Origin of the sequence: Vibrio atypicus (assembly GCF_009811315.1) — a bacterium.
GTDB lineage: Bacteria > Pseudomonadota > Gammaproteobacteria > Enterobacterales > Vibrionaceae > Vibrio > Vibrio atypicus.
The window spans coordinates 275,894-295,498 of sequence record NZ_BLID01000005.1 but is presented as its reverse complement, the minus strand read 5'-3'; the positions used below and the strand labels follow the sequence as shown (position 1 = coordinate 295,498).

The following is a 19,605-nucleotide window of genomic DNA, read 5'->3' as shown; positions in this document are numbered from 1 at the left end:
ATACCGCTATCTTTAACAACTACAACCGCCCTACTCACTGACTAATCAATTTCACAGCGTTGCCTTGAACGACTCTGTCTGTTACCTAGAAACTGCTGTAAGAGTGAGGACGAACTTCTTCTTCATCCCAGCCTGATAGCTCAATATTGATCAATGATTTACGCTTCTCATTACACAATGAAGCGATCTGGATGATAGGCAGCTGGCTGCGAAACTGCGCGGTAAGTATGACCTTTTTGCTTTCACTAAGGCCGCTTCGACATTGCGCCAAAACCGCCTCAGTATCTAATTGATGTGCATTCTCGATAATCTGGATATCCACACTCTCTTGATAGCAATCTATTAGCCATGATACGGCAGGCACTTCTAAGCTAGTCAAAACGATGACATCTTTTGTTGCCATAAGCTCTTTGAGTTCAATTTGCATAAATACTCTCTCGTCACGTCAGCAAGCTAACTATTAAAGCCGGTTGCCCAGTTTAGCCTGCGCCAAATGGTAGCCTCTGTCTATCATCTCTTGTGAGCGATCAAACTCTAAGGTGCCACAGGCATTACGCGGGATCTCCAGCGTAATATCGGCGGGGTAAGCTGCCAACTTTTGGCGAGCAATGGTCGATTGCATCGCATCAAACGCTTGGTTTGCAATGTCGTAGGCAGCAAAATTGAAGGTCATTTTACTTTTTACACTGCTACCTAAATTATCGATAAAGTGAACAACCTTCTCATGCAGGTTACTCTCTTTTATTGGTAGGGCAGCCGGTGTCGTTTCCGGTTTAACGGTTTCAGGTTCACCACCTAGGTTTACAGCCAGTGTACAGTCTGTCTTGTCTCCGAAGGTAGGCGCAATCGGTACAGGGTTGAGCACTCCACCATCAATGAGTTCTTCACCACGGATGACATGAGGCGTGAAGAACAATGGCAAAGATATAGAGGCGCGAATGGCATCAAACAGAGAGCCGGATTGCAGCCAAACCTCTTTTTCATCAGCGACGTTGGCGGCTACTGCGGTATAAGGGATAGGCAGCTCTTCAATGGAAATCTCGCCGATCAGTTCGCGCAGGGTGTCGATGATCTTGTCCCCTTTGAACATACCGCTCGATTGCCATGAAAAATCCAGCATCATCGCCATATCCGTTTGGTCGATACTGGTGACCCATCCTTCAAATTCATCCAACTTACCCGCAGCGTAGACACCACCAATAAGTGCGCCAATTGAACAGCCAGAAATAGATTGTATTTGATAGCCATGCTCAACTAACCAGCGAATGATTCCAACGTGAACCAAGCCTCTTGCTCCACCACTGCCAAGTACAAGAGAGATCGTTTTTGCCATCGAATGAATCCTTTAAGTCATGAGTTTTTTGGGTAAGTTTCAGTCCATACGGGTGATAAAGGTTTGCTCATCGTCTACAAAAGCAACGTAGCCGCCGTGATAGATGAACACCCGACCACGCCCTTCAACTAGGCATGCAAGCTGCGGGTTCAAATCTTCTTCGAGATCTTTGCTTTGATACGTGCCGGTATCAGTGATCACACCTCGGAGTGTCGGTAAGAATCCATAGCTACGTTTGGCTTGATCAATCAGGCTCAATTCACTGCTGGTAGAAAAATAAGAAGGGATTGGACCGGCATCTTCGATAAACATCGGTTTCAGTTCTTCAAAAGCTGTAATCACCAGCCAGTCGATGTCGTTAACATGATGGATAAACATAAAGATTCTCGATAATTCTGATGCGGAGATTCTATCACTATCAGAGGAAAAACGTGGTAGAAATTGAGCTTCTGAGTGGATGGCAATATGCGGACATTCACTCGTATTACTGGCATTTTAGTGGTGAAGCTCAGACAATCATCTACTATTAATTAATACATAATCAATGAGTTAATGATGGACCCACTAACGCAAGGTGTATTCGGCGCGTCCCTCTCTCTATCGGTGAGCAAAAAACAACACGTACTCGTCGCTGGGTTCTTTGGGCTAGTCGCTGGAATGGCGCCGGATCTTGATGTTTTGATCCGGTCTGAAAGCGATCCTTTGCTCTTTTTAGAGTTCCATCGACAGTTTACTCATTCACTCTTTTTTATACCTTTTGGCAGTTTCCTATGCGCTCTGGTCTTACACCGACTGTTAGGCAAAAAGCACCAACTATCATTTCAGCAAAGCTGGCTTTATAGCGCACTAGGTTATAGCACTCACGCGTTGTTAGATGCTTGTACTTCTTACGGTACTCAGCTGTTTTGGCCTTTAACGAATGAACGCTATGCTTGGAATCTTGTGTCCGTGATTGATCCAGCGTTTACCCTTCCCATATTAATTTTACTCGTATTTACCCTGCTAAAACGAAACGCGTGGCTTGCACGTATCGCCGTAGTTTGGGCTTTAACTTATCCCACGCTCGGCATGATTCAAAGAGACAGAGCTGAAGCGGCTGGATGGCAACTAGCGAATGAACGACAACACGTACCGATTCGATTAGAAGCCAAGCCCACTTTCGCGAATATTTTGGTTTGGAAAGTGATTTATGAAACGGAGGAGAGCTACCATGTTGATGCCATTCGAGTTGCTCGTTCAATAAAAAAATACCCAGGCGAGTCCATCCTAAAGCTAGACCTAAACCGGGATTTGCCGTGGCTTGACCCGCATTCGCAACAAGCCAAAGACATTGCTCGTTTCAGTGAGTTTTCAAACAGATTTCTCGCGAGATCCCCCGACGACGAACGACATATCATCGATGTACGATATTCAATGGTACCGAATCAATTCAACGCGCTTTGGAGCGTCAAACTGTCACCATCAGCGAGCACGAACACCCATGTCGAATACGTGACACATCGTGACAATAGTTCAGAAGCAAGACAACTCTTTTTCGACATGCTATTCGATTTCTAACCAAGCCAGTAAAAAGAGCTTTCGATGGTGGTGGCTAAAGCAACTCATTATTGCCCCAAAATAATTTAGATTAGTAAATATAATATTTCTGGGTCTGGTAGTTGGTATATATTTCTAAGCTAAATCACTCTCCACAGAATGCCATTTGAGTAGTCACATTGAAGTTTAGTACAGTGTTGTCTCACAACGCGATTGTAAGCATCTCAAATATGTCTAGGGTATTACATAAATTTGGCTTCAGCAGCTGAGTAACAGTCCTCCCCGATAAAAATGCGACTCTGCATTAAATACATACCTCTCTTTTCCATCAAGCAATGAGCCTGAAGCTGAATTACTGAGTTGAGAGGGATTGGCTTGATATAGCGAACATCAAGTCGAGCTGTCATAGCGCAAACATCACGAGCGAATAGGCAATGAGTCATTGCTGCATCGTGCAATGTAGCAATCACACCGCCCTGCATGACACCTTGATAGCCTTGCACTTTTTTAGTTGGTACAATTTGCCCCACAACACCTCCGTCAGCCGTCAACTCAAAGTGGATGGCACTATGATCGTTGAAAAAAGGCTGGCAGCAAACAGCACATTGTTGGTGATTTTTGGGGATATAAATAGACATACAATACTACTCAGTTAGAAAAGACGATAAAACTAGAGGTGTAAACAAAGTGGCAAGACCAAAAAAAGAGCGCAACATTTGCCGAAGCGCACCATACGAGAGTTTTAAACCTAATGGCGTGCCTCTTTCCCAACTCGATAAAGTTGAGCTGTTGGCCGAGGAACTTGAAGCTCTGCGCTTGGCCGATCTCGAAGATCTCAGCCAAGCAGAAGCAGCTGCTAGTATGGGAGTCTCTAGGCAGACATTTGGCAATATCATAAAGCGTGCTCGTTCCAAAGTAGCTCAGAGCTTAGTTCATGGACAGGCACTCATGTTTAGTCGCGAGCCATAGCCTAATAGCCTGATGCCTGCGGTTCCTGTATTTGGTGAAGTACATGCACATGTTCATCGCACGCTTCGACGCAGTTGCACTCTCTTTCTATTTCAATACTAGCTAGCCCACCACAACTGCCTTGTATCGTTTGACCTTTTAGCATTACGCCTATCGCCATTAAGACCACAATAACCAGAAAAATCGCAAAGCTGATTAGGTAAATCATTATTTTTTCTCTTGTTGGTCGATTAGCTTAAACGCTTTTGCCAAGTGATTCATCGCTTGTGGCGAAAGCTTATTAGTGAGTTTTCGAGATCCTGTTACTCTTACTTCACTATATGCTTTTCGCATACCAATCGCAGCAGAACAGTTTGCTTTATTTTTATTCGCTGAGGGCCGAGCAAATTCAATTTGAGTAACTGGAGTTAATTGGTTTTCATCAAAATTCTCCAGAGAGAATCCACGCGGTGCACTTAGAACACGAACATTGAGCTTAAACAGTGTACTCAGCATATTCGAACCAATTGAACGAACGACAACAGCATTCACCTGATTGTCTTGCAATACCTCGCGCCAAAAGTGCTTGTGACCACAACACGATGATGATTTAGGCAACTCAAGGATTCGTTTGGCATTGGTTTGGTTATCCCACAACATAATCTGAGGGGCTTTGGCAAAATGATTGGAAAGAGAAGATTCGCGGCAGGGAATGGCAAACAACATAGTGTTCTCCTTTGTCTGTGTAAGGAGAACACTATATAATTGGTTATTGGCATATGCCAATAACCAATTATGAAAAATTAGGATCCACCGAATTACTACTTTGAGCGGTTATTCAGTGCCTTGACTGGCATGAATGCAGCTCTTTCTCGTCGGTATGATCGATGTTGGTGAAAATCTAAGCGAAGGCAAACAAACGAAACCCTGAGTTGGTTACTTCTATCAGGTACTTTGATTGCTAGCTGCCTTTGGTTTTATGTTTGAACTGTCGGTTTTTCCGTGGTTGACTTAGAGCGGTGTTAGATCGCATGTTACATACCTAAAGTCCCCCGAGAAGAGCTACATTAACAAAACTGCTAACTCAGAATTGTCCAGAACCTTCACAGTCGGCACCCAGTGATAGGGTGTCAACTCGAAACGGTGCCCAGTCACCATCCGATTAATACTTTATCGTTTCAATATCCCAAGTATTTGCTTCCCATCGCTCGGAGTGCCCTCGTAAATACCTAAGAGGTTTGAATACTTGGGATAGAATAAGCTAGTCAGGAATAGCTAAGTTTGAATAGATGCTATCTCAGTTTTGTCCATATACAGATTGTGATCATTGCGACTCTTAGCAAGATAAATAGCCACCACTCTCAAGACTAATTTGCTAAATATCTCAAATACTTATATAAAATACCAATACATTTACAAATTGGAACTTACTATGACTTCACTGATTGTCTTTATTGTCATCATTTTGCTTATTGCGGTGTTCGCTGTCAGCATTTACAACAAACTAGTGACGCTACGTAATCGCTTTAAAAACAGCTTTGCTCAGATTGAGGTTCAGCTAAAACGTCGTTATGACCTAATCCCAAATCTTGTAAGTACAGCAAAAGGTTACATGGAACATGAAAAAGAAACCTTTGAGCGTGTGATTCAAGCCCGTAACCAAGCAATTTCTGGTTTGAAAGCAGCAAGCGATGCGCCAGACAGTGACGCAGCGATTAGCCAACTGGCTCAAGCTGAAGGTATGTTGCAAAATGCCTTAGGAAAATTGAATGTGGTTGTTGAAGCCTATCCAGAGCTAAAAGCCAATGAAACCATGAGCCAACTACAAGAAGAATTGACCAGCACTGAAAACAAAGTCGCCTTTGCTCGCCAAGCATTTAACGATTCAGTCACCAGTTACAACACTTATAAGCAAACCTTCCCGCCAGTTTTGTTTGCCAATATGTTTGGTTTCCAAGATGGCAAGTTGTTGGAGTTTGCAGATACCGAAGCAATTCAAGAAGCGCCGAAGGTTGAGTTTTAATGAAGTTCTTCGATCATCAAGATACCGCGCGTCAGCGTACTGGGCTTTTGGTGTTTCTGTTTTCATTAGCAGTGTTAGTCATCACGGGCTTAGTCAGCGTCCTGTCGATTGGTATCTATTACGGAGTGACTGGTGAACCTTTTGACCAGCAAACCGCTATTCTCTATGCTCTACTCTGTTTTGCAGGCGTTTTATTAGTGGTGGCCATTAGTTCGATGATTCGATTATCTGAGCTTTCATCGAATGGCGGCCGTGGTGTTGCAGAAAGCATAGGTGGCAAGCTTATTTCTTCGAATACCTTAGACACAAAACATAGACAGTTGCTAAATGTGGTTGAAGAGATGGCCATTGCATCAGGCGTTCCTGTGCCTCCTGTTTATGTGATGCCGCAAGAACGGGGCATCAATGCTTTTGCAGCAGGCATGAGTATTGATGATGCTGTCATCGGCGTAACCCAAGGCGCACTCGATAGCTTTACCCGTGATGAACTGCAAGGCGTCATTGCTCATGAATTCAGTCATGTCTTGAACGGTGACATGCGGTTGAACACACGTTTAATTGGTGTGCTGTTTGGCATTACTTGTATCGCGCATTTTGGTCACTTGGTTTTAGACAATACGCACCACACCAGCCGCGCATCGAGAAGCTCTTCAGACTCCGACAAAGGCTTTATGATCCTCATGCTCATCGCTGTCGTCTGCCTAGTACTCGGTTGGGTCGGCACCTTGTTTGGCTCTATGATCAAAGCTGCTATCTCTCGTCAACGTGAGTTTTTGGCCGATGCGAGTGCGGTTCAGTTTACGCGTAATGACCAAGGCATTGCAGGTGCCCTGAAAAAGATAGGCGGTCACTCGTCTGGTTCTAGCCTGAACGCTCAAGCTAGCAATCAAATGAGTCACATGATGTTTGGCCAAAGCAAGCTATCTGGGTTCTTTGCTACCCACCCACCTCTCGAAGAGCGAATACGTCGTATTGAGCCTAACTGGGATGGCAACTTCTTTCGCCCAAGCCAGAATCAAGGTTCAGCTTTTACCAATGAACAAGTGAGTGGCTTCGCTTCAGATGCTGACTTTGCTCCTCTAGACAATAGACAGACATCTGAAGAGCTTAGTGAAACTGGTAAGCAACTTATCAGTCAATTACCGCAAGAGTTGATTGATATTGCTCGTGAGCCTTATAGCTCCCGCTTTATTGCCTTACTGTTAATCTTTGACGGCAGCGATATTCAGCGAGAGATGATCAAAGGGCATATTCCAATGGTCTCACACTCGAAGCTACTGCCGTGGTTGGATTATGAACTGCCCCTTCACTTGCGCCTTCCACTGCTAGAGTTGGCCATACCAGCGCTTAAAGCACTAAGCGAGGGACAAAAGGGTCGCCTTTGTGAAGTGCTACGTGAGTTATCTCAAACTGACAATCACTACTCATTAGGTGAGTGGTGCGTCATTAACTTGCTAGAAAAGCAACTAATCGCTCCATTCGGCTCCACTCGTCAAAACAAGACATTAAAACAGCTAGAGGAAAGCGCACATTGGCTGCTGCGTGAGTTGGCGTGGGTGACACACTCTGAGTGCCAAGACGCCCAACGTGCATTTAATACCGCCCTCTCCTCTTTGGGGTTTGCTGAGACCACGCTAGAAAGTGCCAACAATAACTGGCGATTAAGTCGCACAGCCTTGGAGTTGCTACTTCAGCTTAAACCGGAGCAACGACGCCAGTTTGTAAAAGCGTGCCGTTTAGCAATTGAATCCGATGGGAAAATCACAGTCGCAGAAGGTGAACTTTATCGAGTAATTGCGTGTTTCCTTGAAGTGCCAGAGCCGCCGCTAACTATTTCGATATAGATATACGAAACGTAAAATGCCAGCGATCATCGCTGGCATTTTTGTATCTATCGGCTTGTTTCAGCTCAAGTATATTTATTAACTGATGGTTGGACGAAGGAAATAGATAGCGATTTAACTGTTGCTTATTTTAGCTTTAGTATCTAACACATGAACAGAGACAGGAGGAGCAGCTGTTAAAGTACGAGCTAAAAACGACGACAAGTAAAAAGCCGCCACTTAAGGAATCCCCTAAGTGACGGAAGCTGCTTTATCAAAAAAGAGGCTATCCTTATCGTCAAGCCTAACAAGAACGAGAATGTATCCCTTATGTTCTTGCGATTGATATGCCAACTTCATAATTAACTCTAACCCACTGATTTATATAGAGTCATAGAACTAAAAATTGGATTAACTAGCCTACAGTGCTTTCAAAGAGTGCGCCCTGCACCAAACTGCCACGTCGTTAATTGAAAATCAGCACAGGTTTATCATTTACAGTGGCTTTGATTACCTCTGTGTTAAACACACTAGAGAGCTGCTTTTCTGATAAGACTTCATCTGCCGGTCCATATTGCTGCACAACACCTTTATTCAATAACAGCACCTTGTCGGCGTAACTCAATGTTCTATTGAGATCATGGTTGGACATAACAACAGTAATCCCCATATCCGATACTTTTTTAATGAGCCGATAAAGTAAGCTTTCTTGGCCAATATCTAGCGGTGCAGCGGGCTCGTCTAATATCAATAACTGAGCATGAGGATTAAGCGATGGCCACACTTGCAAACATATCGCGCAAAGTCGCACTCTTTGCCACTCCCCCCCTGACAAATGGTGAATTGGGCGGTGCAGTTTATCTTGCAGCTCTAACAAGGTCGCAAGTTCTACAACGACTTCATCGACAGTTCGGGAATCATGTTGAGCTGAATTGGGAACCGATAAAGCCAAGTATTGCGCGACCATCAAGTTAAATGCAGGCCGATCGCTTTGACTTAAAAACGCGCGATAACTTGCCAGAAGAGCAACTGATGACTCTTTTACCGACAAATCACCATAATAAACCTCTCCGGTACAATCTAATAAACCCGCGATAGCAGATAGGAAAGTACTTTTGCCACTGCCGTTAGGGCCAATTACGTGCAAAGTCTGCCCTTTATCGACATCCAAAGAAAGAGGAAGTAATCGAGAGCCAACCGACAAGCTATTAACGCGAATCATGATTCTTCACCAACATCCAAATAAAAATAGGAGCGCCAATGCTTGTGGTCACAACCCCTAGCGGCAGTTCCGCTGAGTCTAGAGCCGTTCTGGCGATGATGTCTGCAAACACTAACAGCGCTGCGCCACTCAAAGCAGATAATGGAAGCAAATAGCGATTCTCACTACCTAATGAAAGCCTGAGCAAATGAGGGACAATTAAACCAACAAAGCCAATCACGCCACCTAACGCGACTGCCCCGCCCACAAGAATCGATACGGCGAGTATTAACTTCCAGCGTACTGCATCTACATCTATGCCGAGCTGTTTCGCATGCAGTTCGCCCATCATCAACTTATCCAGCACCTGCCCTTTTAAGCAGAGCCAAACTAATACCGGAATCATGCAGAGCGTTAAAATATGATGATGCCAACTTGCTCCACCCACACTTCCCATCAACCAATACATCAACTGTCTTAGACTTAGATCATCACTGAAATAAAAAGCCCAGGTGACAACTGCACCACTCAATATACCTAGAGCAACGCCAACAAGCAGCAATCTGGTCGTGGTCAGCCTCGCAGCCTTAGCAAAAGAGACCAGAAGCAAGGTAAACAACAAAGCGCCTACAACGGCCGCCAACATAAAACCAATCGGCGTAGCAAAGGCGGGTAAGAAAAACAGCACTAAAACCATCATCACACTTGCACCACCCGAAATGCCAAGCACGCCCGGTTCGGCAAGAACATTGCTCAATAAAACTTGTAGTACTGCGCCAGAGACAGCTAATGAAGCACCAATGGCAATAGCGGTAATTAAGCGAGGTAATCGAAGTTGAGTGACAAGCTGTTCCATCAATGGCGTGATTTCAGAAAACGGTGAGATAAATAACTCACCCACCATTAAGTAGAACAGACTAAGGATCAGTAATGCGGAACTGATGATGATTGTGAACAAGTTCCAGCGTCGCTGCTTGCGAGAAAGTAACTGACTAAATTCCATGTAACGAAAACGTTGGCAAAGCCGGTTCCTGTTGGAAAAAATAATGGCTTAACGATACCGTTAAGCCATTGAAATAGGAAGTCTGTTGAACTCGATTAACCAATTAAAGCTCTAGTCGTAGACAACTTGGCCTTCTTCATAACGAGTTTTGACCGGGCATACCATCAAAGCAGCGCGCTGGCCAATCACAACACGACGATTAGGGAAGACAATCGCTTCGCCCTCGTTCTTCGCCATAAGCGGTTTATCACCGTCATGGCCGAACACTTCGCCATGCTTAAACGCAGTAAAGTTCTCGACATCGTCATCAAACATAAAATCGAAGTCATCATGTAATCGAACAATGGTACGGCTTACGCGATACATCACCGGCTTACGAGGTAAGTGCTCAGCTTCTGATGAACTTAACAAATCACGCATCGCCAAATCAAAAGCGACCAGCTTATCTAGTTCGTTTTCACCAATACGAGCCACTCGGCCCAACTCAACAGTCAATGCTTGCGCACCAAAGTTTTCAGCGCTAAACCAACTAAACGTACTCGATGGCGCATTAGAAAACATCACCGCTTCAACATGGCCACTTGCAACGAAATCCATCAACGCTTTGCTGCGGACGGGATGACGTGTCTTAGGGCTAACCACAAACGAGTAATGCTTAGAAAGGCGAATTGCACAGTGCAGATCTAAGTGCCAACGCTGAGCTTCTGTTGTGTCTTGATAGAACTCGGTTACGATACGCTTTAGATCTTGCGCAATATCAAGTTCAACCGAAGGCTCATACTCTTTATCATCAAACAGACGATTGAGGTTAACATCAAGAAAACGTGTGTGAGCATTCGTTGCTGCTGGGTGAGCAATGATAAATAAAAGTCGTTCCGTTACAGCCTGAAAGCCAGACTGAATGTCTGCAACAATCTTGTCGACGAGCTCCATCGGCGCGGTTTCGTCACCATGAATGCCACAAGAAAAAATGATATGTTTTGTCTCCGGCGAAATGTTCGCAGGGATCACTTCAAGTACACCGCGTTGATGTAATTTGAAGACAGTTCCACCAGCCACTGTCGTTTCTCCAGCGGGCATTTCTTGTTCTAAGTCTAAGCTGTCAAAAAGAAAAGATTGGCGAAAGAGGTTTTTCGTCATGCGCTACTCCTTTATTGCACAGCGAGTATGTTAATGAATTGTTCTGACAAATTATGTAGAAGCGATCCCACTTATTGACACAAAACATGTGCCGCATCGTAATTTATCAAATTGTCACACCGTGGTGTTAACTGAAAGCACTCGCGATACAAATGAGCCGAGCTCTCACTCGGCATTGGGATAATATCATAAATGGGAATCGTCTATTTTTGATCTAGCAACGATTCAAACTCATCTATCTTATTTTCTACTCTATCAATGCTTTGCTGCCAAAATTCTCTTGCAGTTAAGTCCATGCCAAGATGTTTATTAACCACATCTTCAGCCATCATTGACCCTGTATCTCTTAGCAGGTTCACATAATCTTGATAGAACTGTTCACCTTTGCTCTCACGCTGCGCATACACACCGATACTGAACAAGTAACCAAACAGATATGGGTAGTTGTAAAAACTCACCTGAGAAATAGAGAAGTGTAATTTACTCGCCCAGAAGTATGGATCCGGCTCAGACATCGAGTCCCCGTACCACTCTTGCCATGTTGAGCTCATCAATTCACACAGTTGATTAGCATCGAGTTCATCTTCCGAACGCTTCTCATAGAAACCTTTTTCAAACTCGTAGCGCACTGGGATATTCACCATCAACGCATAGCAACTTGATAACTCTTCCCACAGCATCTCTAGCTTCTCTTCGCGTGTCTCAACCTGCTCTAGCAAGTAATCGCGAACGATATTCTCCGCAAAAATCGATGCCGTTTCTGCCAATGTCATCGGGTAGCGAGTCTGACAAAGTGGCATATCGCGCATGACCCAGTTATGGAATGCATGGCCGATCTCGTGAGCTAGCGTCAGCAGATCCGAACGGCTGCCTCCCCATGTCATGAAGACCAATGGCGTGCGAGTCGCGGCAAATTTTGTACAGTACGCACCCAAACGACGGTTTTCACTTGGTGCTGCGTCAATCCAGCCATTTTTGACCATCAAGGTCACAAATTCAGCCATCTCACTATCAACGCACGCGAACGCAGAACGTATGATTTCAATCGCTTCGTCAAATGGGTAATTCTTAGGTTCTCCATCGGTGAGACTTGGCATCCCAGCAAGGTGATTCCAAGGTGTCATTTTATTCAAGCCGTGTACGCGAGCCATGAGCTTTCCGGCTTTCTGACCAACATGACGATTCGCCTTCGCCGTTTCCATCATGGCGTCCAGTGTCTCAGCTTGAATTCGGCTCTCATGTAAACTCGGATCTAAGAAATGAACATCTTGGATTTTTGAACGCTTTTGATATTCGGTTAAACGCCAACCTGACAGAGCGTTTAAAATCGCAGCAAAGGATTCTTGATTGTCACGCATCGCATTTTGAACGCCACGCCACGCGGGTTCTTGTGCTTCAAATTCAGTGCCGTAAAGCAAACTTGCCGCTTGAGAAAAGCCAACTTTAGTTTGCATGCCATCTTCTAACGTCACCTGCAAAGAGCCAGTAATATTGTCATACAAACGGCCCCATGCATCTTTGCCATCCACTTGCATAGCAGATAACAATTGCTCTTCAGCAATACTCAGCTTTGTGTCTGCCAACTTTCTCATTGCTTGAATGGAAAAGCTCTGCCCTGATACGTCTTCACTGGCATGGTTTAGAACATCGTCAATAAAGCTTTCTGGCGCTGTCAGCAGCACATCTTGATAAGGTGTAAAAGCTTGGCTCAGTTCCGAGCTTAATTTTGCTACGCGACCTACTAACGTTTTCGCTTCACTGTTTGTCGCGTCAGTGGACGCATGACACTGAGCAAAGGTGTTAATGGTCGAAAGTAGTTTTCCTGCCGCTTCACTGGTTTGAATTGCATTTTGCACCACCAACACAGAAGAACGTGAGTCAGCGTGAATGACAAGAGTCTGAATACATTGTTGGATTAGTTCAATATCTTGAGTAATTTTGCTATCACTTAATCCTTGATACGCGATAGATAAATCCCAATTTGGTGTGGTCATTGTTATATTCCTTGCTCCAACGATTTAAACAAGCGGACTCGCAATTGAGCATACCCGCTTATAAATCGCATCGGCTTTAATGATCTGAATGTGACTAAACGACTGATGACCAATTTGCATCACTGAATAAAGCGCACTGCTTTGCCAATCTATAGGCAGCAATGAAGCTAAAATCATACGAATGGTCCCGCCGTGACATATAACTAACGTGTCTTTTTCGACATCTAATACGAGCTGTTCCCAGCTCTTGGTGATTCTTTGATTAAACGCCTGCAAGCTCTCTGCATTAGGCAGTGTATGCTGAGCAGGGTTTTGCCAAAACAACTCCAGTTCTGGCCAGTATTGCTTGGCGCTCTCAAAAGGTTTTCCATCGAGATCGCCAAAATGAATCTCTTTAAAATCTTGATTAACACTGAGCGAAGCCTGAGGTAGCGCGTCAGACACTTTCAGCGCAAGATCTTTGCAGCGTTTAAGTGGTGACGTGACGATCTGCTCTATCGCCCATTGTTGCGACAGTAATTTATCACAGATTTGTTGTTGCAACGCTTCATCAACTTCCACATCGGTATGGCCATACAATGCAGGCTCACCAACGGTTTTACCATGACGCAATAGATAGATATTAATCGTTTTCGACATGCTAGCCTTTTAACTCCAAGGGTAAGCCGGCCGCGATAAACGTAACCCGTTTAGCCACTTTAGCCACTGCTTGGTTCATCCAACCAGCATGATCAACAAAAAGACGCGTCACTTCTCCCATGGGAACAACACCTAATCCAACTTCATTGGACACTAACACAATCTTCGCGTCAGACGCATTTAGCGCCTCAACCAAGTGCAAAACTTGCGAGCGAATTTGATCTTCTGTTACTGGATTACCTTGGTTATAAATGACGTTGTTCATCCACAAAGTCAGGCAATCCACCAGTACAATATCCGTAGCTTGAAACTGACTAATTAGCTCAGCCAACGCAATTGGGCATTCGTGTTCGGTCCAACTTTCTCCGCGGCGTTCTTGATGATGAGCAATACGACGCTCCATCTCCTCGTCAAATGGCTGAGCCGTTGCGATATAGTGTCTCGTAAGCTTAGCCTCGGCCTTAAGAACAAGTGTTTCGGCAAAGCTTGATTTGCCAGAACGAGCGCCGCCTAAAATCAAATGCACCGACATTTAATACACTCCAAACCAGATGATCATAACAAGATAGCTCAGTAGCTCCATCAATTGCTGCGCCGCCCCTAAGCAATCGCCAGTAAATCCGCCAATACGCTTAATTAACCAAACTTTAAAGCCCATTCGAAACAGTAAAGTTACCGCAAATATTGTCACCATCAGTCCCAAATCTAGCCACAAAGCAGGAATTAAGCTGCTTGCAATCAACACCGCAAGTTCAAGCTTTGTTTGACGACTTGCTAATGGCTTGCTCTTACTGGTATCGCTATCAGAGACATAAGGCATATCGTAAATAAGTGAGGCGGCCAGTGCGCGGCTCACCACATAAGCTGCTATCACCGCTGGCACAAGTTGATCTAATTGAGCGAGTTCACTGAGTAAGACAAATTTACCCAGCAAAGCCATAACCAACGCGCTAGCCCCATACGTGCCGATTCGACTGTCTTTCATTATGGTGAGACGCTTTTCTAGCGTCATACCACCACCGATTCCATCGGCCATATCTGTCAGGCCATCTTCATGAAATGCACCGGTGAGCAATAAGCTAAACACCATCATCAAGAAGATAGAAACGTCATTGCTTAACACCAAGCTCATTGCCCACACTAGTGCGGCACATAAACTCCCTAGCAATAAGCCCACAAGCGCGAAATAGCGGCCAGCTTGATTCATTCGCAGCTCAGAGTATGGCGTATTACTCGGTATCGGTAAGCGAGAGAAAAAGCCTAACGCCAACCAAAACAGTTCCACTTGATATTGAAGCGAGCGCAACATTACACAACCACTCCAGCCTGCTCAAAACTCGCCATGTTGTTATAAAACTCTGCTGCAGCGCGAACAAGTGGCACGGCAAGCACAGCGCCAGTTCCCTCTCCGAGTCGGAGCGAAAGGTCAAGCAGAGCCTCTGCATTCATTTCTTCAAGCAGATATTTATGGCCAGACTCATGAGATTGGTGAGCGAAAATCAAAAAGTCTCGGCACGCAGGTTCTATCTGACAAGCCGCATACGCTGCCGCTGTGGCAATAAATCCATCTACTAGTACTGGGATCTGTTTTTCGGGTGCGGCAAGGTAAGCACCAACCATTTGAACAATTTCAAATCCACCCACTTCGGCGAGAATAGTGTGTACGTCAGCGCCTTTACAACGAGAAACACCTTGTTCAATTAAGCGAGTTTTCTTGGTTAATTGCTCGGTTGTGATACCAGTCCCTAAACCCACGCAAGAGGCAACCTCTCGTTGTGATACCGCAGCTAAAATCGCAGAGGCACTAGAGGTATTACCAATCCCCATTTCACCGAACATCAACAGCGTTGAACCGGATTCTATAACCTCTAAGGCAATAGAGCGCCCAAACGCCAAGCCTTGTGTGACCTGCGCATTAGTCATTGCCGCTTGCTTTGATAAATTCTCAGTACGCTCGCCAAGGCGCTGTACGACAAGGGCTTTGTCTTGGTTCGCTATAGGAAGCAATATCCCGCAATCCACTACTTTTAAATCGACTTGGTTGGCACGGCAAAAGCAGTTAATCGCCGCGCCACCTGCCAAAAAGTTCAACACCATTTGTTGAGTTACCGCACTTGGCGCGATACTGACACCTTCATCTGCAATGCCGTGATCACCGGCGAAAACAATCACGGTCGGCTGGTTGATATTGATTTTTTCTACTAGCGCCCCATTCACATTGCTTTGAATCAGCGCGAGTTGGTGCGCCACTTGTTCTAACTGCCCAAGTGCACCTAATGGTTTGGTTTTTTGATTAATACGATGCCAAATAGCGTCTGAATAGCAATTATCTAGATGGGTCATTATTTTGGTCTCGCAACAGAGAAAGTTTTTTCCAATACCGCATATTCACTACCGCCTAATCGCGACAGTGGATTCACACTCATCGCATCGACCACCACTCTATCTGTTCGATCACCGAGCACAGAATCATCAATGTAGATCGCCTCTATTTGCGCAAAGATCAAGCTTTGAGGCGTTTCCCCAAGCTCTTTAACTTCAAATAAGCTGCAACCAAAGGCTATCGGACAGGCTTTGATTCTTGGTAATTCGAAACCTTCAAACTCAGTCAACTCGATATCATTGGCAGAAACCTCAGACTCTCCGTGGTCAAGCGTTGCGGCAGTCTGAGTAACAAGCTCAGCTAAATCAACGCTTGCGATATGAACAACCATTTTTCCGGTTTCTAACGTATTACGAGTGGTGTCTTTGATCTCACCTGTGGGCTTTTTACCTACTGAGAACATCATTAAAGGCGGATTACTTGAGACAGGGGTAAAATAGGAAAATGGCGCTAGGTTATAGTTTTGCTCACCAGACTCAGTCAAAACCCAAGCGATCGGCCTTGGAACAATAGTTTGAGTCATTAGGTGATAAATTTGAGTGGGGGCAAGCGTACTCAGATCAATGTTCATCGCAAATCCTTTGAATTGACTAAATTCCTTTGGGAACAAGAGTGTATCTCGAATTCTTCAGCTTAACACCCACTTTCCCCTATCACAGCGACGCAAATGTCCTCTCAAAATGAAAGAATTTTCGATTTCGCGCTATCTTTATAGAGGTAACAAGTTTTCTTTTGGGTAATTAATTGAAAGTTAAAGAGAGAAATAGCGGGCATAAAGCATGCATACCCTAATTTGTTACAGCGTGAAAGCGCTTAATTGGATAGCAGAGGAGATTGCTATGTTTGCCAATCAAAAATCTAGAAAACAGAAGCCGACAAAAAATCAGAACAAAACTCAAAGACGAGTTCCTTTGTCGATGACCTAACCTCCACGTCTGCCTAACGGCAATAAAAAAGACCTCGCATGTCGCGAGGTCTTTAAAAACCGCATAATAAACGAACGCTGCGAACAATTGCGCGTTCGACACTATCCCAAACCATGATTTCTGTTTAATTTCCTCACCAGATAGACCTTGGACTTTGGTTTATTGAAACCTGATAAAACTAGTTGAAAGAGGTGTAGTTGCCTTCGCGGCATGACCTTAATCAACAAGTAATGCGTTGATCATAGACTTTCATAATCAATTGAGAGATCCTCACCGCGTATGCTTGTTGTACAAAATACCAACGAACACAACTCTTGAAACTAATGGTGCATTATATTGTATAATCTAACCAATCTTACTGTTATGACAGCGGGCAGCTCAGGGCTTGTCGGTACTGAACTCATTAAGCAAATGCTCGAGCAACAGCCAATCACTCATATTTATGCGCTCAGCCGAAAAGATCTCGCGTTTTATCACCCTAAGCTTCAAGTCATCAAAAATAGCCAACTAGAAATCACTCAATGGGAAGAATCCAACCCAACACCTGATTATGGCTTTATCTGCTTAGGTACGACAAAAAAACAAGCGGGTAGTAAGCAAGCGTTAGAACAAATAGATTACGAGTTAGTATGCAAAGTGGCGCAACAGATGCAAGTGGTTGGCGTAAAACGTCTTTGTATCGTCTCAAGTATGGGGGCTTCTGTTCACTCCCTTTCACACTACCTACGATGTAAAGGTAAAATGGAGATGGCCATTGAAAGGATGGGATTTGAGCAAGTCGTGTTTGTTAGACCCGGCCCATTAGTCGGGCTTCGCGAGCAACCAAGGACAAATGAACGTATCATTCAGGCAACTTTTAAACTACTCAGACCGCTAATGCTTGGCCCCTTGGCTAAGCTGATTCCTATCAAGGCGGAACACGTTTCCAAAGCTATGCTCTATAGTCTATTCGCTCACACCTCGAAGAAGGTGGAAATTCTCGACAGTGTTGCAATGCGTAAGTTACTGAAGCGATACCAATAATTGAGCAAACCACCCTCAAAATGAGCTGTATCTGCTTGCTTTTACAGCGAAATAACTTTTTGCTATAAGCCATTCTGATTTTTCATTTCTCCCACTTCAAACAAATCACTACCCTCCCTTACAGAATTAAATTCCGTATCCATTTAAGTGGTTAATGAGATACATGTAATTAATAAGGAATATCTATTATGTCAGCGGCGGCAATGGCTTCTTTAGCAATATTTGTCGGTATTCTCTTTTTGCTTTACGGACAGCAACGCAAAGAAAATACCCTCTCTCGTCTCGTATTATTCGGTTTAGTTTCAGGCAGTGCATTCGGTCTTGCTCTCCAACTTGTTTTTGGTGAAGGCAACCCTGTCATAGCGCAAACGCTTGAATGGGTCAATATTGTAGGTAAAGGCTACGTTGGCTTACTTAAAATGATCATTATGCCGTTAGTGTTGGTCTCTATGATCGCAGCAGTTGTCAAACTAGAAAAAGGTGGCTCGCTCGGAAAAATTTCAGGGCTTACTGTCTCTGTGTTACTTGCGACAACGGCGATTTCCGCGATCATCGGCATTATGGTGACTCAGGCATTTGGACTTTCAGCGGAAGGTCTAACAGAAGGCGCACGAGAAACCGCTCGAATTGCCGTGTTAGAAAGCCGAGCTGATCGTGTCAGCGACCTAACAATTCCCCAAATGCTCGTCAGCTTCATTCCAACCAACCCGTTTGCAGATCTGACTGGTTCTCGTTCTACCTCTATCATTGCAGTCGTCATTTTCGGCGTTTTAACGGGAATTGCTGCGCGTAAAGTAATGGCTGAGAAGCAAGAACTAGAAGCGCCAATTCGCACTTTTGTTGAAGCGATGCAATCTATCGTTATGCGACTAGTAAAGATGGTCATGGCGCTAACGCCTTATGGTATTGCAGCGTTAATGACTAAAGTGGTTGCGACATCAAGTGCCGGTGACATCCTTAGTCTATTAGGTTTCATTGTCGCTTCTTATGTTGCCATCGCTTTAATGTTTGTTGTTCACGGTCTACTGGTTTCTTTTGTTGGCGTAAGCCCGAAAGAGTACTTCCAGAAAATTTGGCCTGTATTGACATTCGCATTCACGTCTCGCAGTTCTGCTGCAACCATTCCACTAAACGTAGAAGCGCAAATCAACAAACTTAAAGTTCCGCCAGCAATAGCTAACTTATCCGCCTCTTTTGGTGCAACCATTGGCCAGAACGGCTGTGCGGGTATCTACCCTGCCATGTTAGCGGTTATGGTAGCGCCGACTGTTGGCATCGACCCAATGGAAATCAACTTCATTTTGTCGTTAGTTGCCATGATTGTAATTAGTTCATTTGGCATTGCGGGTGTTGGCGGCGGCGCAACGTTTGCGGCGTTAATCGTATTACCGGCAATGGGCTTACCTGTTACCATCGCGGCTTTACTGATTTCAATTGAGCCATTGATTGATATGGCAAGAACCGCGCTCAATGTATCTGGTGCGATGACTGCTGGTACCATCACAAGCCGCTTGCTTGGACAAAAAGCTTCTGATGAAGAATTAGAGACACAGCAAGCTTAAGCATTGCAAACGAATACACATTTTACTTGGCCGGCAAATAGTCGGCCATTTTTATACCATTCAAAACCATA

Annotated in this window: 21 protein-coding genes; 6 read left to right on the top strand and 15 right to left on the bottom strand. The window is 44.7% G+C overall.

The genetic code is table 11. The features are described 5' to 3' along the window. Positions 1 to 85: 85 nt before the first annotated feature. Genes GVO60_RS13135 through GVO60_RS13125 form a run of 3 tightly spaced genes read right to left on the bottom strand, consistent with a single transcriptional unit; the run spans position 86 to position 1,711 of the window. Complete coding sequence (locus GVO60_RS13135) at positions 86 to 427, bottom strand: hypothetical protein (protein ID WP_159654734.1); 342 nt, start codon at positions 425 to 427, stop codon at positions 86 to 88. A gap of 33 nt (positions 428 to 460) precedes the next feature. After that, the gene (locus tag GVO60_RS13130) at positions 461 to 1,333 is read right to left on the bottom strand and encodes a patatin-like phospholipase family protein (protein WP_159654732.1); all 873 of its coding nucleotides are present in this window, start codon (positions 1,331 to 1,333) and stop codon (positions 461 to 463) included. 39 nt (positions 1,334 to 1,372) lie between these two features. Further along, on the bottom strand, positions 1,373 to 1,711 hold the full coding sequence (locus GVO60_RS13125) for a cytosolic protein (protein ID WP_159654730.1): 339 nt from the start codon (positions 1,709 to 1,711) through the stop codon (positions 1,373 to 1,375). 177 nt (positions 1,712 to 1,888) lie between these two features. Between GVO60_RS13125 and GVO60_RS13120 the strand changes: the two genes are divergently transcribed. Further along, on the top strand, positions 1,889 to 2,890 hold the full coding sequence (locus GVO60_RS13120; protein ID WP_159654728.1) for a metal-dependent hydrolase: 1,002 nt from the start codon (positions 1,889 to 1,891) through the stop codon (positions 2,888 to 2,890). Positions 2,891 to 3,111: 221 nt separating this feature from the next. Here the strand turns inward: GVO60_RS13120 and GVO60_RS13115 are convergent, their stop codons facing one another. Then, positions 3,112 to 3,507, bottom strand: a complete 396-nt coding sequence (locus GVO60_RS13115; protein WP_159654726.1) for a PaaI family thioesterase — start codon at positions 3,505 to 3,507, stop codon at positions 3,112 to 3,114. A gap of 49 nt (positions 3,508 to 3,556) precedes the next feature. On the opposite strand from GVO60_RS13115, the gene GVO60_RS13110 reads away from it, so the two are divergent. After that, complete coding sequence (locus GVO60_RS13110; RefSeq protein WP_159654724.1) at positions 3,557 to 3,838, top strand: DUF134 domain-containing protein; 282 nt, start codon at positions 3,557 to 3,559, stop codon at positions 3,836 to 3,838. A 1-nt stretch (position 3,839) separates the two neighbouring features. Here the strand turns inward: GVO60_RS13110 and nqrM are convergent, their stop codons facing one another. Next, positions 3,840 to 4,046 carry a (Na+)-NQR maturation NqrM gene (gene nqrM / locus GVO60_RS13105; RefSeq protein WP_159654722.1) on the bottom strand — a complete coding sequence of 69 codons (207 nt, stop codon included), beginning with the start codon at positions 4,044 to 4,046 and terminating at the stop codon, positions 3,840 to 3,842. Further along, a complete protein-coding gene (locus GVO60_RS13100) occupies positions 4,046 to 4,543 on the bottom strand; it encodes a NifB/NifX family molybdenum-iron cluster-binding protein (protein ID WP_159654720.1) in 498 nt (165 codons plus the stop codon). Before GVO60_RS13100 ends, nqrM begins: the two co-directional genes overlap by 1 nt. Before the next feature lie 706 nt (positions 4,544 to 5,249). Between GVO60_RS13100 and GVO60_RS13095 the strand changes: the two genes are divergently transcribed. Beyond that, the gene (locus GVO60_RS13095; RefSeq protein ID WP_162596544.1) at positions 5,250 to 5,840 is read left to right on the top strand and encodes a LemA family protein; all 591 of its coding nucleotides are present in this window, start codon (positions 5,250 to 5,252) and stop codon (positions 5,838 to 5,840) included. After that, positions 5,840 to 7,684 carry a M48 family metallopeptidase gene (locus tag GVO60_RS13090; RefSeq protein ID WP_159654716.1) on the top strand — a complete coding sequence of 615 codons (1,845 nt, stop codon included), beginning with the start codon at positions 5,840 to 5,842 and terminating at the stop codon, positions 7,682 to 7,684. The genes GVO60_RS13095 and GVO60_RS13090 overlap by 1 nt, the downstream gene beginning before the upstream one ends. 445 nt (positions 7,685 to 8,129) lie before the next feature. Here GVO60_RS13090 and btuD read toward each other — a convergent pair whose 3' ends face one another. The 9 genes from btuD to GVO60_RS13045 all read right to left on the bottom strand — a co-directional run bounded on the left by btuD (position 8,130) and on the right by GVO60_RS13045 (position 16,594). Then, complete coding sequence (btuD, locus tag GVO60_RS13085; protein ID WP_159654714.1) at positions 8,130 to 8,885, bottom strand: vitamin B12 ABC transporter ATP-binding protein BtuD; 756 nt, start codon at positions 8,883 to 8,885, stop codon at positions 8,130 to 8,132. Beyond that, entirely contained in the window at positions 8,872 to 9,867 is a 996-nt protein-coding gene (gene btuC, locus GVO60_RS13080; RefSeq protein WP_159654712.1) for a vitamin B12 ABC transporter permease BtuC, read from the bottom strand. Before btuC ends, btuD begins: the two co-directional genes overlap by 14 nt. 111 nt (positions 9,868 to 9,978) lie before the next feature. Next, positions 9,979 to 11,007, bottom strand: coding sequence for a succinylglutamate desuccinylase (locus GVO60_RS13075; RefSeq protein WP_159654710.1), 1,029 nt, complete (start codon positions 11,005 to 11,007; stop codon positions 9,979 to 9,981). A gap of 203 nt (positions 11,008 to 11,210) precedes the next feature. Continuing rightward, the gene (locus GVO60_RS13070) at positions 11,211 to 13,001 is read right to left on the bottom strand and encodes a M3 family oligoendopeptidase (RefSeq protein WP_159654708.1); all 1,791 of its coding nucleotides are present in this window, start codon (positions 12,999 to 13,001) and stop codon (positions 11,211 to 11,213) included. A 24-nt stretch (positions 13,002 to 13,025) separates the two neighbouring features. Continuing rightward, positions 13,026 to 13,640 carry a histidine phosphatase family protein gene (locus GVO60_RS13065; RefSeq protein WP_159654706.1) on the bottom strand — a complete coding sequence of 205 codons (615 nt, stop codon included), beginning with the start codon at positions 13,638 to 13,640 and terminating at the stop codon, positions 13,026 to 13,028. 1 nt (position 13,641) lies between these two features. After that, positions 13,642 to 14,172 (bottom strand): bifunctional adenosylcobinamide kinase/adenosylcobinamide-phosphate guanylyltransferase, encoded by a 531-nt coding sequence (cobU, locus tag GVO60_RS13060; RefSeq protein ID WP_159654704.1) that lies wholly within the window; start codon positions 14,170 to 14,172, stop codon positions 13,642 to 13,644. Next, a complete protein-coding gene (locus GVO60_RS13055; RefSeq protein ID WP_159654702.1) occupies positions 14,173 to 14,949 on the bottom strand; it encodes an adenosylcobinamide-GDP ribazoletransferase in 777 nt (258 codons plus the stop codon). Further along, positions 14,949 to 15,983, bottom strand: a complete 1,035-nt coding sequence (cobT, locus tag GVO60_RS13050) for a nicotinate-nucleotide--dimethylbenzimidazole phosphoribosyltransferase (RefSeq protein WP_159654700.1) — start codon at positions 15,981 to 15,983, stop codon at positions 14,949 to 14,951. The genes GVO60_RS13055 and cobT overlap by 1 nt, the downstream gene beginning before the upstream one ends. Then, complete coding sequence (locus GVO60_RS13045) at positions 15,983 to 16,594, bottom strand: flavin reductase family protein (protein WP_159654698.1); 612 nt, start codon at positions 16,592 to 16,594, stop codon at positions 15,983 to 15,985. The genes cobT and GVO60_RS13045 overlap by 1 nt, the downstream gene beginning before the upstream one ends. Before the next feature lie 718 nt (positions 16,595 to 17,312). Between GVO60_RS13045 and GVO60_RS13040 the strand changes: the two genes are divergently transcribed. Then, positions 17,313 to 17,972, top strand: coding sequence for an NAD(P)H-binding protein (locus GVO60_RS13040; protein WP_159654845.1), 660 nt, complete (start codon positions 17,313 to 17,315; stop codon positions 17,970 to 17,972). Positions 17,973 to 18,160: 188 nt separating this feature from the next. Then, on the top strand, positions 18,161 to 19,534 hold the full coding sequence (locus GVO60_RS13035; RefSeq protein ID WP_159654696.1) for an L-cystine transporter: 1,374 nt from the start codon (positions 18,161 to 18,163) through the stop codon (positions 19,532 to 19,534). Positions 19,535 to 19,605: the final 71 nt, after the last annotated feature.

Bases quoted from the DNA above. Each gene is read 5' to 3' on its own strand.
- GVO60_RS13135 (WP_159654734.1), bottom strand. From the start codon at position 427: ATGCAAATTGAACTCAAAGAGCTTATGGCAACAAAAGATGTCATCGTT.
- GVO60_RS13130 (WP_159654732.1), bottom strand. From the start codon at position 1,333: ATGGCAAAAACGATCTCTCTTGTACTTGGCAGTGGTGGAGCAAGAGGC.
- GVO60_RS13125 (WP_159654730.1), bottom strand. From the start codon at position 1,711: ATGTTTATCCATCATGTTAACGACATCGACTGGCTGGTGATTACAGCT.
- GVO60_RS13120 (WP_159654728.1), top strand. From the start codon at position 1,889: ATGGACCCACTAACGCAAGGTGTATTCGGCGCGTCCCTCTCTCTATCG.
- GVO60_RS13115 (WP_159654726.1), bottom strand. From the start codon at position 3,507: ATGTCTATTTATATCCCCAAAAATCACCAACAATGTGCTGTTTGCTGC.
- nqrM (WP_159654722.1), bottom strand. From the start codon at position 4,046: ATGATTTACCTAATCAGCTTTGCGATTTTTCTGGTTATTGTGGTCTTA.
- GVO60_RS13100 (WP_159654720.1), bottom strand. From the start codon at position 4,543: ATGTTGTTTGCCATTCCCTGCCGCGAATCTTCTCTTTCCAATCATTTT.
- GVO60_RS13095 (WP_162596544.1), top strand. From the start codon at position 5,250: ATGACTTCACTGATTGTCTTTATTGTCATCATTTTGCTTATTGCGGTG.
- GVO60_RS13090 (WP_159654716.1), top strand. From the start codon at position 5,840: ATGAAGTTCTTCGATCATCAAGATACCGCGCGTCAGCGTACTGGGCTT.
- btuD (WP_159654714.1), bottom strand. From the start codon at position 8,885: ATGATTCGCGTTAATAGCTTGTCGGTTGGCTCTCGATTACTTCCTCTT.
- btuC (WP_159654712.1), bottom strand. From the start codon at position 9,867: ATGGAATTTAGTCAGTTACTTTCTCGCAAGCAGCGACGCTGGAACTTG.
- GVO60_RS13075 (WP_159654710.1), bottom strand. From the start codon at position 11,007: ATGACGAAAAACCTCTTTCGCCAATCTTTTCTTTTTGACAGCTTAGAC.
- GVO60_RS13070 (WP_159654708.1), bottom strand. From the start codon at position 13,001: ATGACCACACCAAATTGGGATTTATCTATCGCGTATCAAGGATTAAGT.
- GVO60_RS13065 (WP_159654706.1), bottom strand. From the start codon at position 13,640: ATGTCGAAAACGATTAATATCTATCTATTGCGTCATGGTAAAACCGTT.
- cobU (WP_159654704.1), bottom strand. From the start codon at position 14,172: ATGTCGGTGCATTTGATTTTAGGCGGCGCTCGTTCTGGCAAATCAAGC.
- GVO60_RS13055 (WP_159654702.1), bottom strand. From the start codon at position 14,949: ATGTTGCGCTCGCTTCAATATCAAGTGGAACTGTTTTGGTTGGCGTTA.
- cobT (WP_159654700.1), bottom strand. From the start codon at position 15,983: ATGACCCATCTAGATAATTGCTATTCAGACGCTATTTGGCATCGTATT.
- GVO60_RS13045 (WP_159654698.1), bottom strand. From the start codon at position 16,594: ATGAACATTGATCTGAGTACGCTTGCCCCCACTCAAATTTATCACCTA.
- GVO60_RS13040 (WP_159654845.1), top strand. From the start codon at position 17,313: ATGACAGCGGGCAGCTCAGGGCTTGTCGGTACTGAACTCATTAAGCAA.
- GVO60_RS13035 (WP_159654696.1), top strand. From the start codon at position 18,161: ATGTCAGCGGCGGCAATGGCTTCTTTAGCAATATTTGTCGGTATTCTC.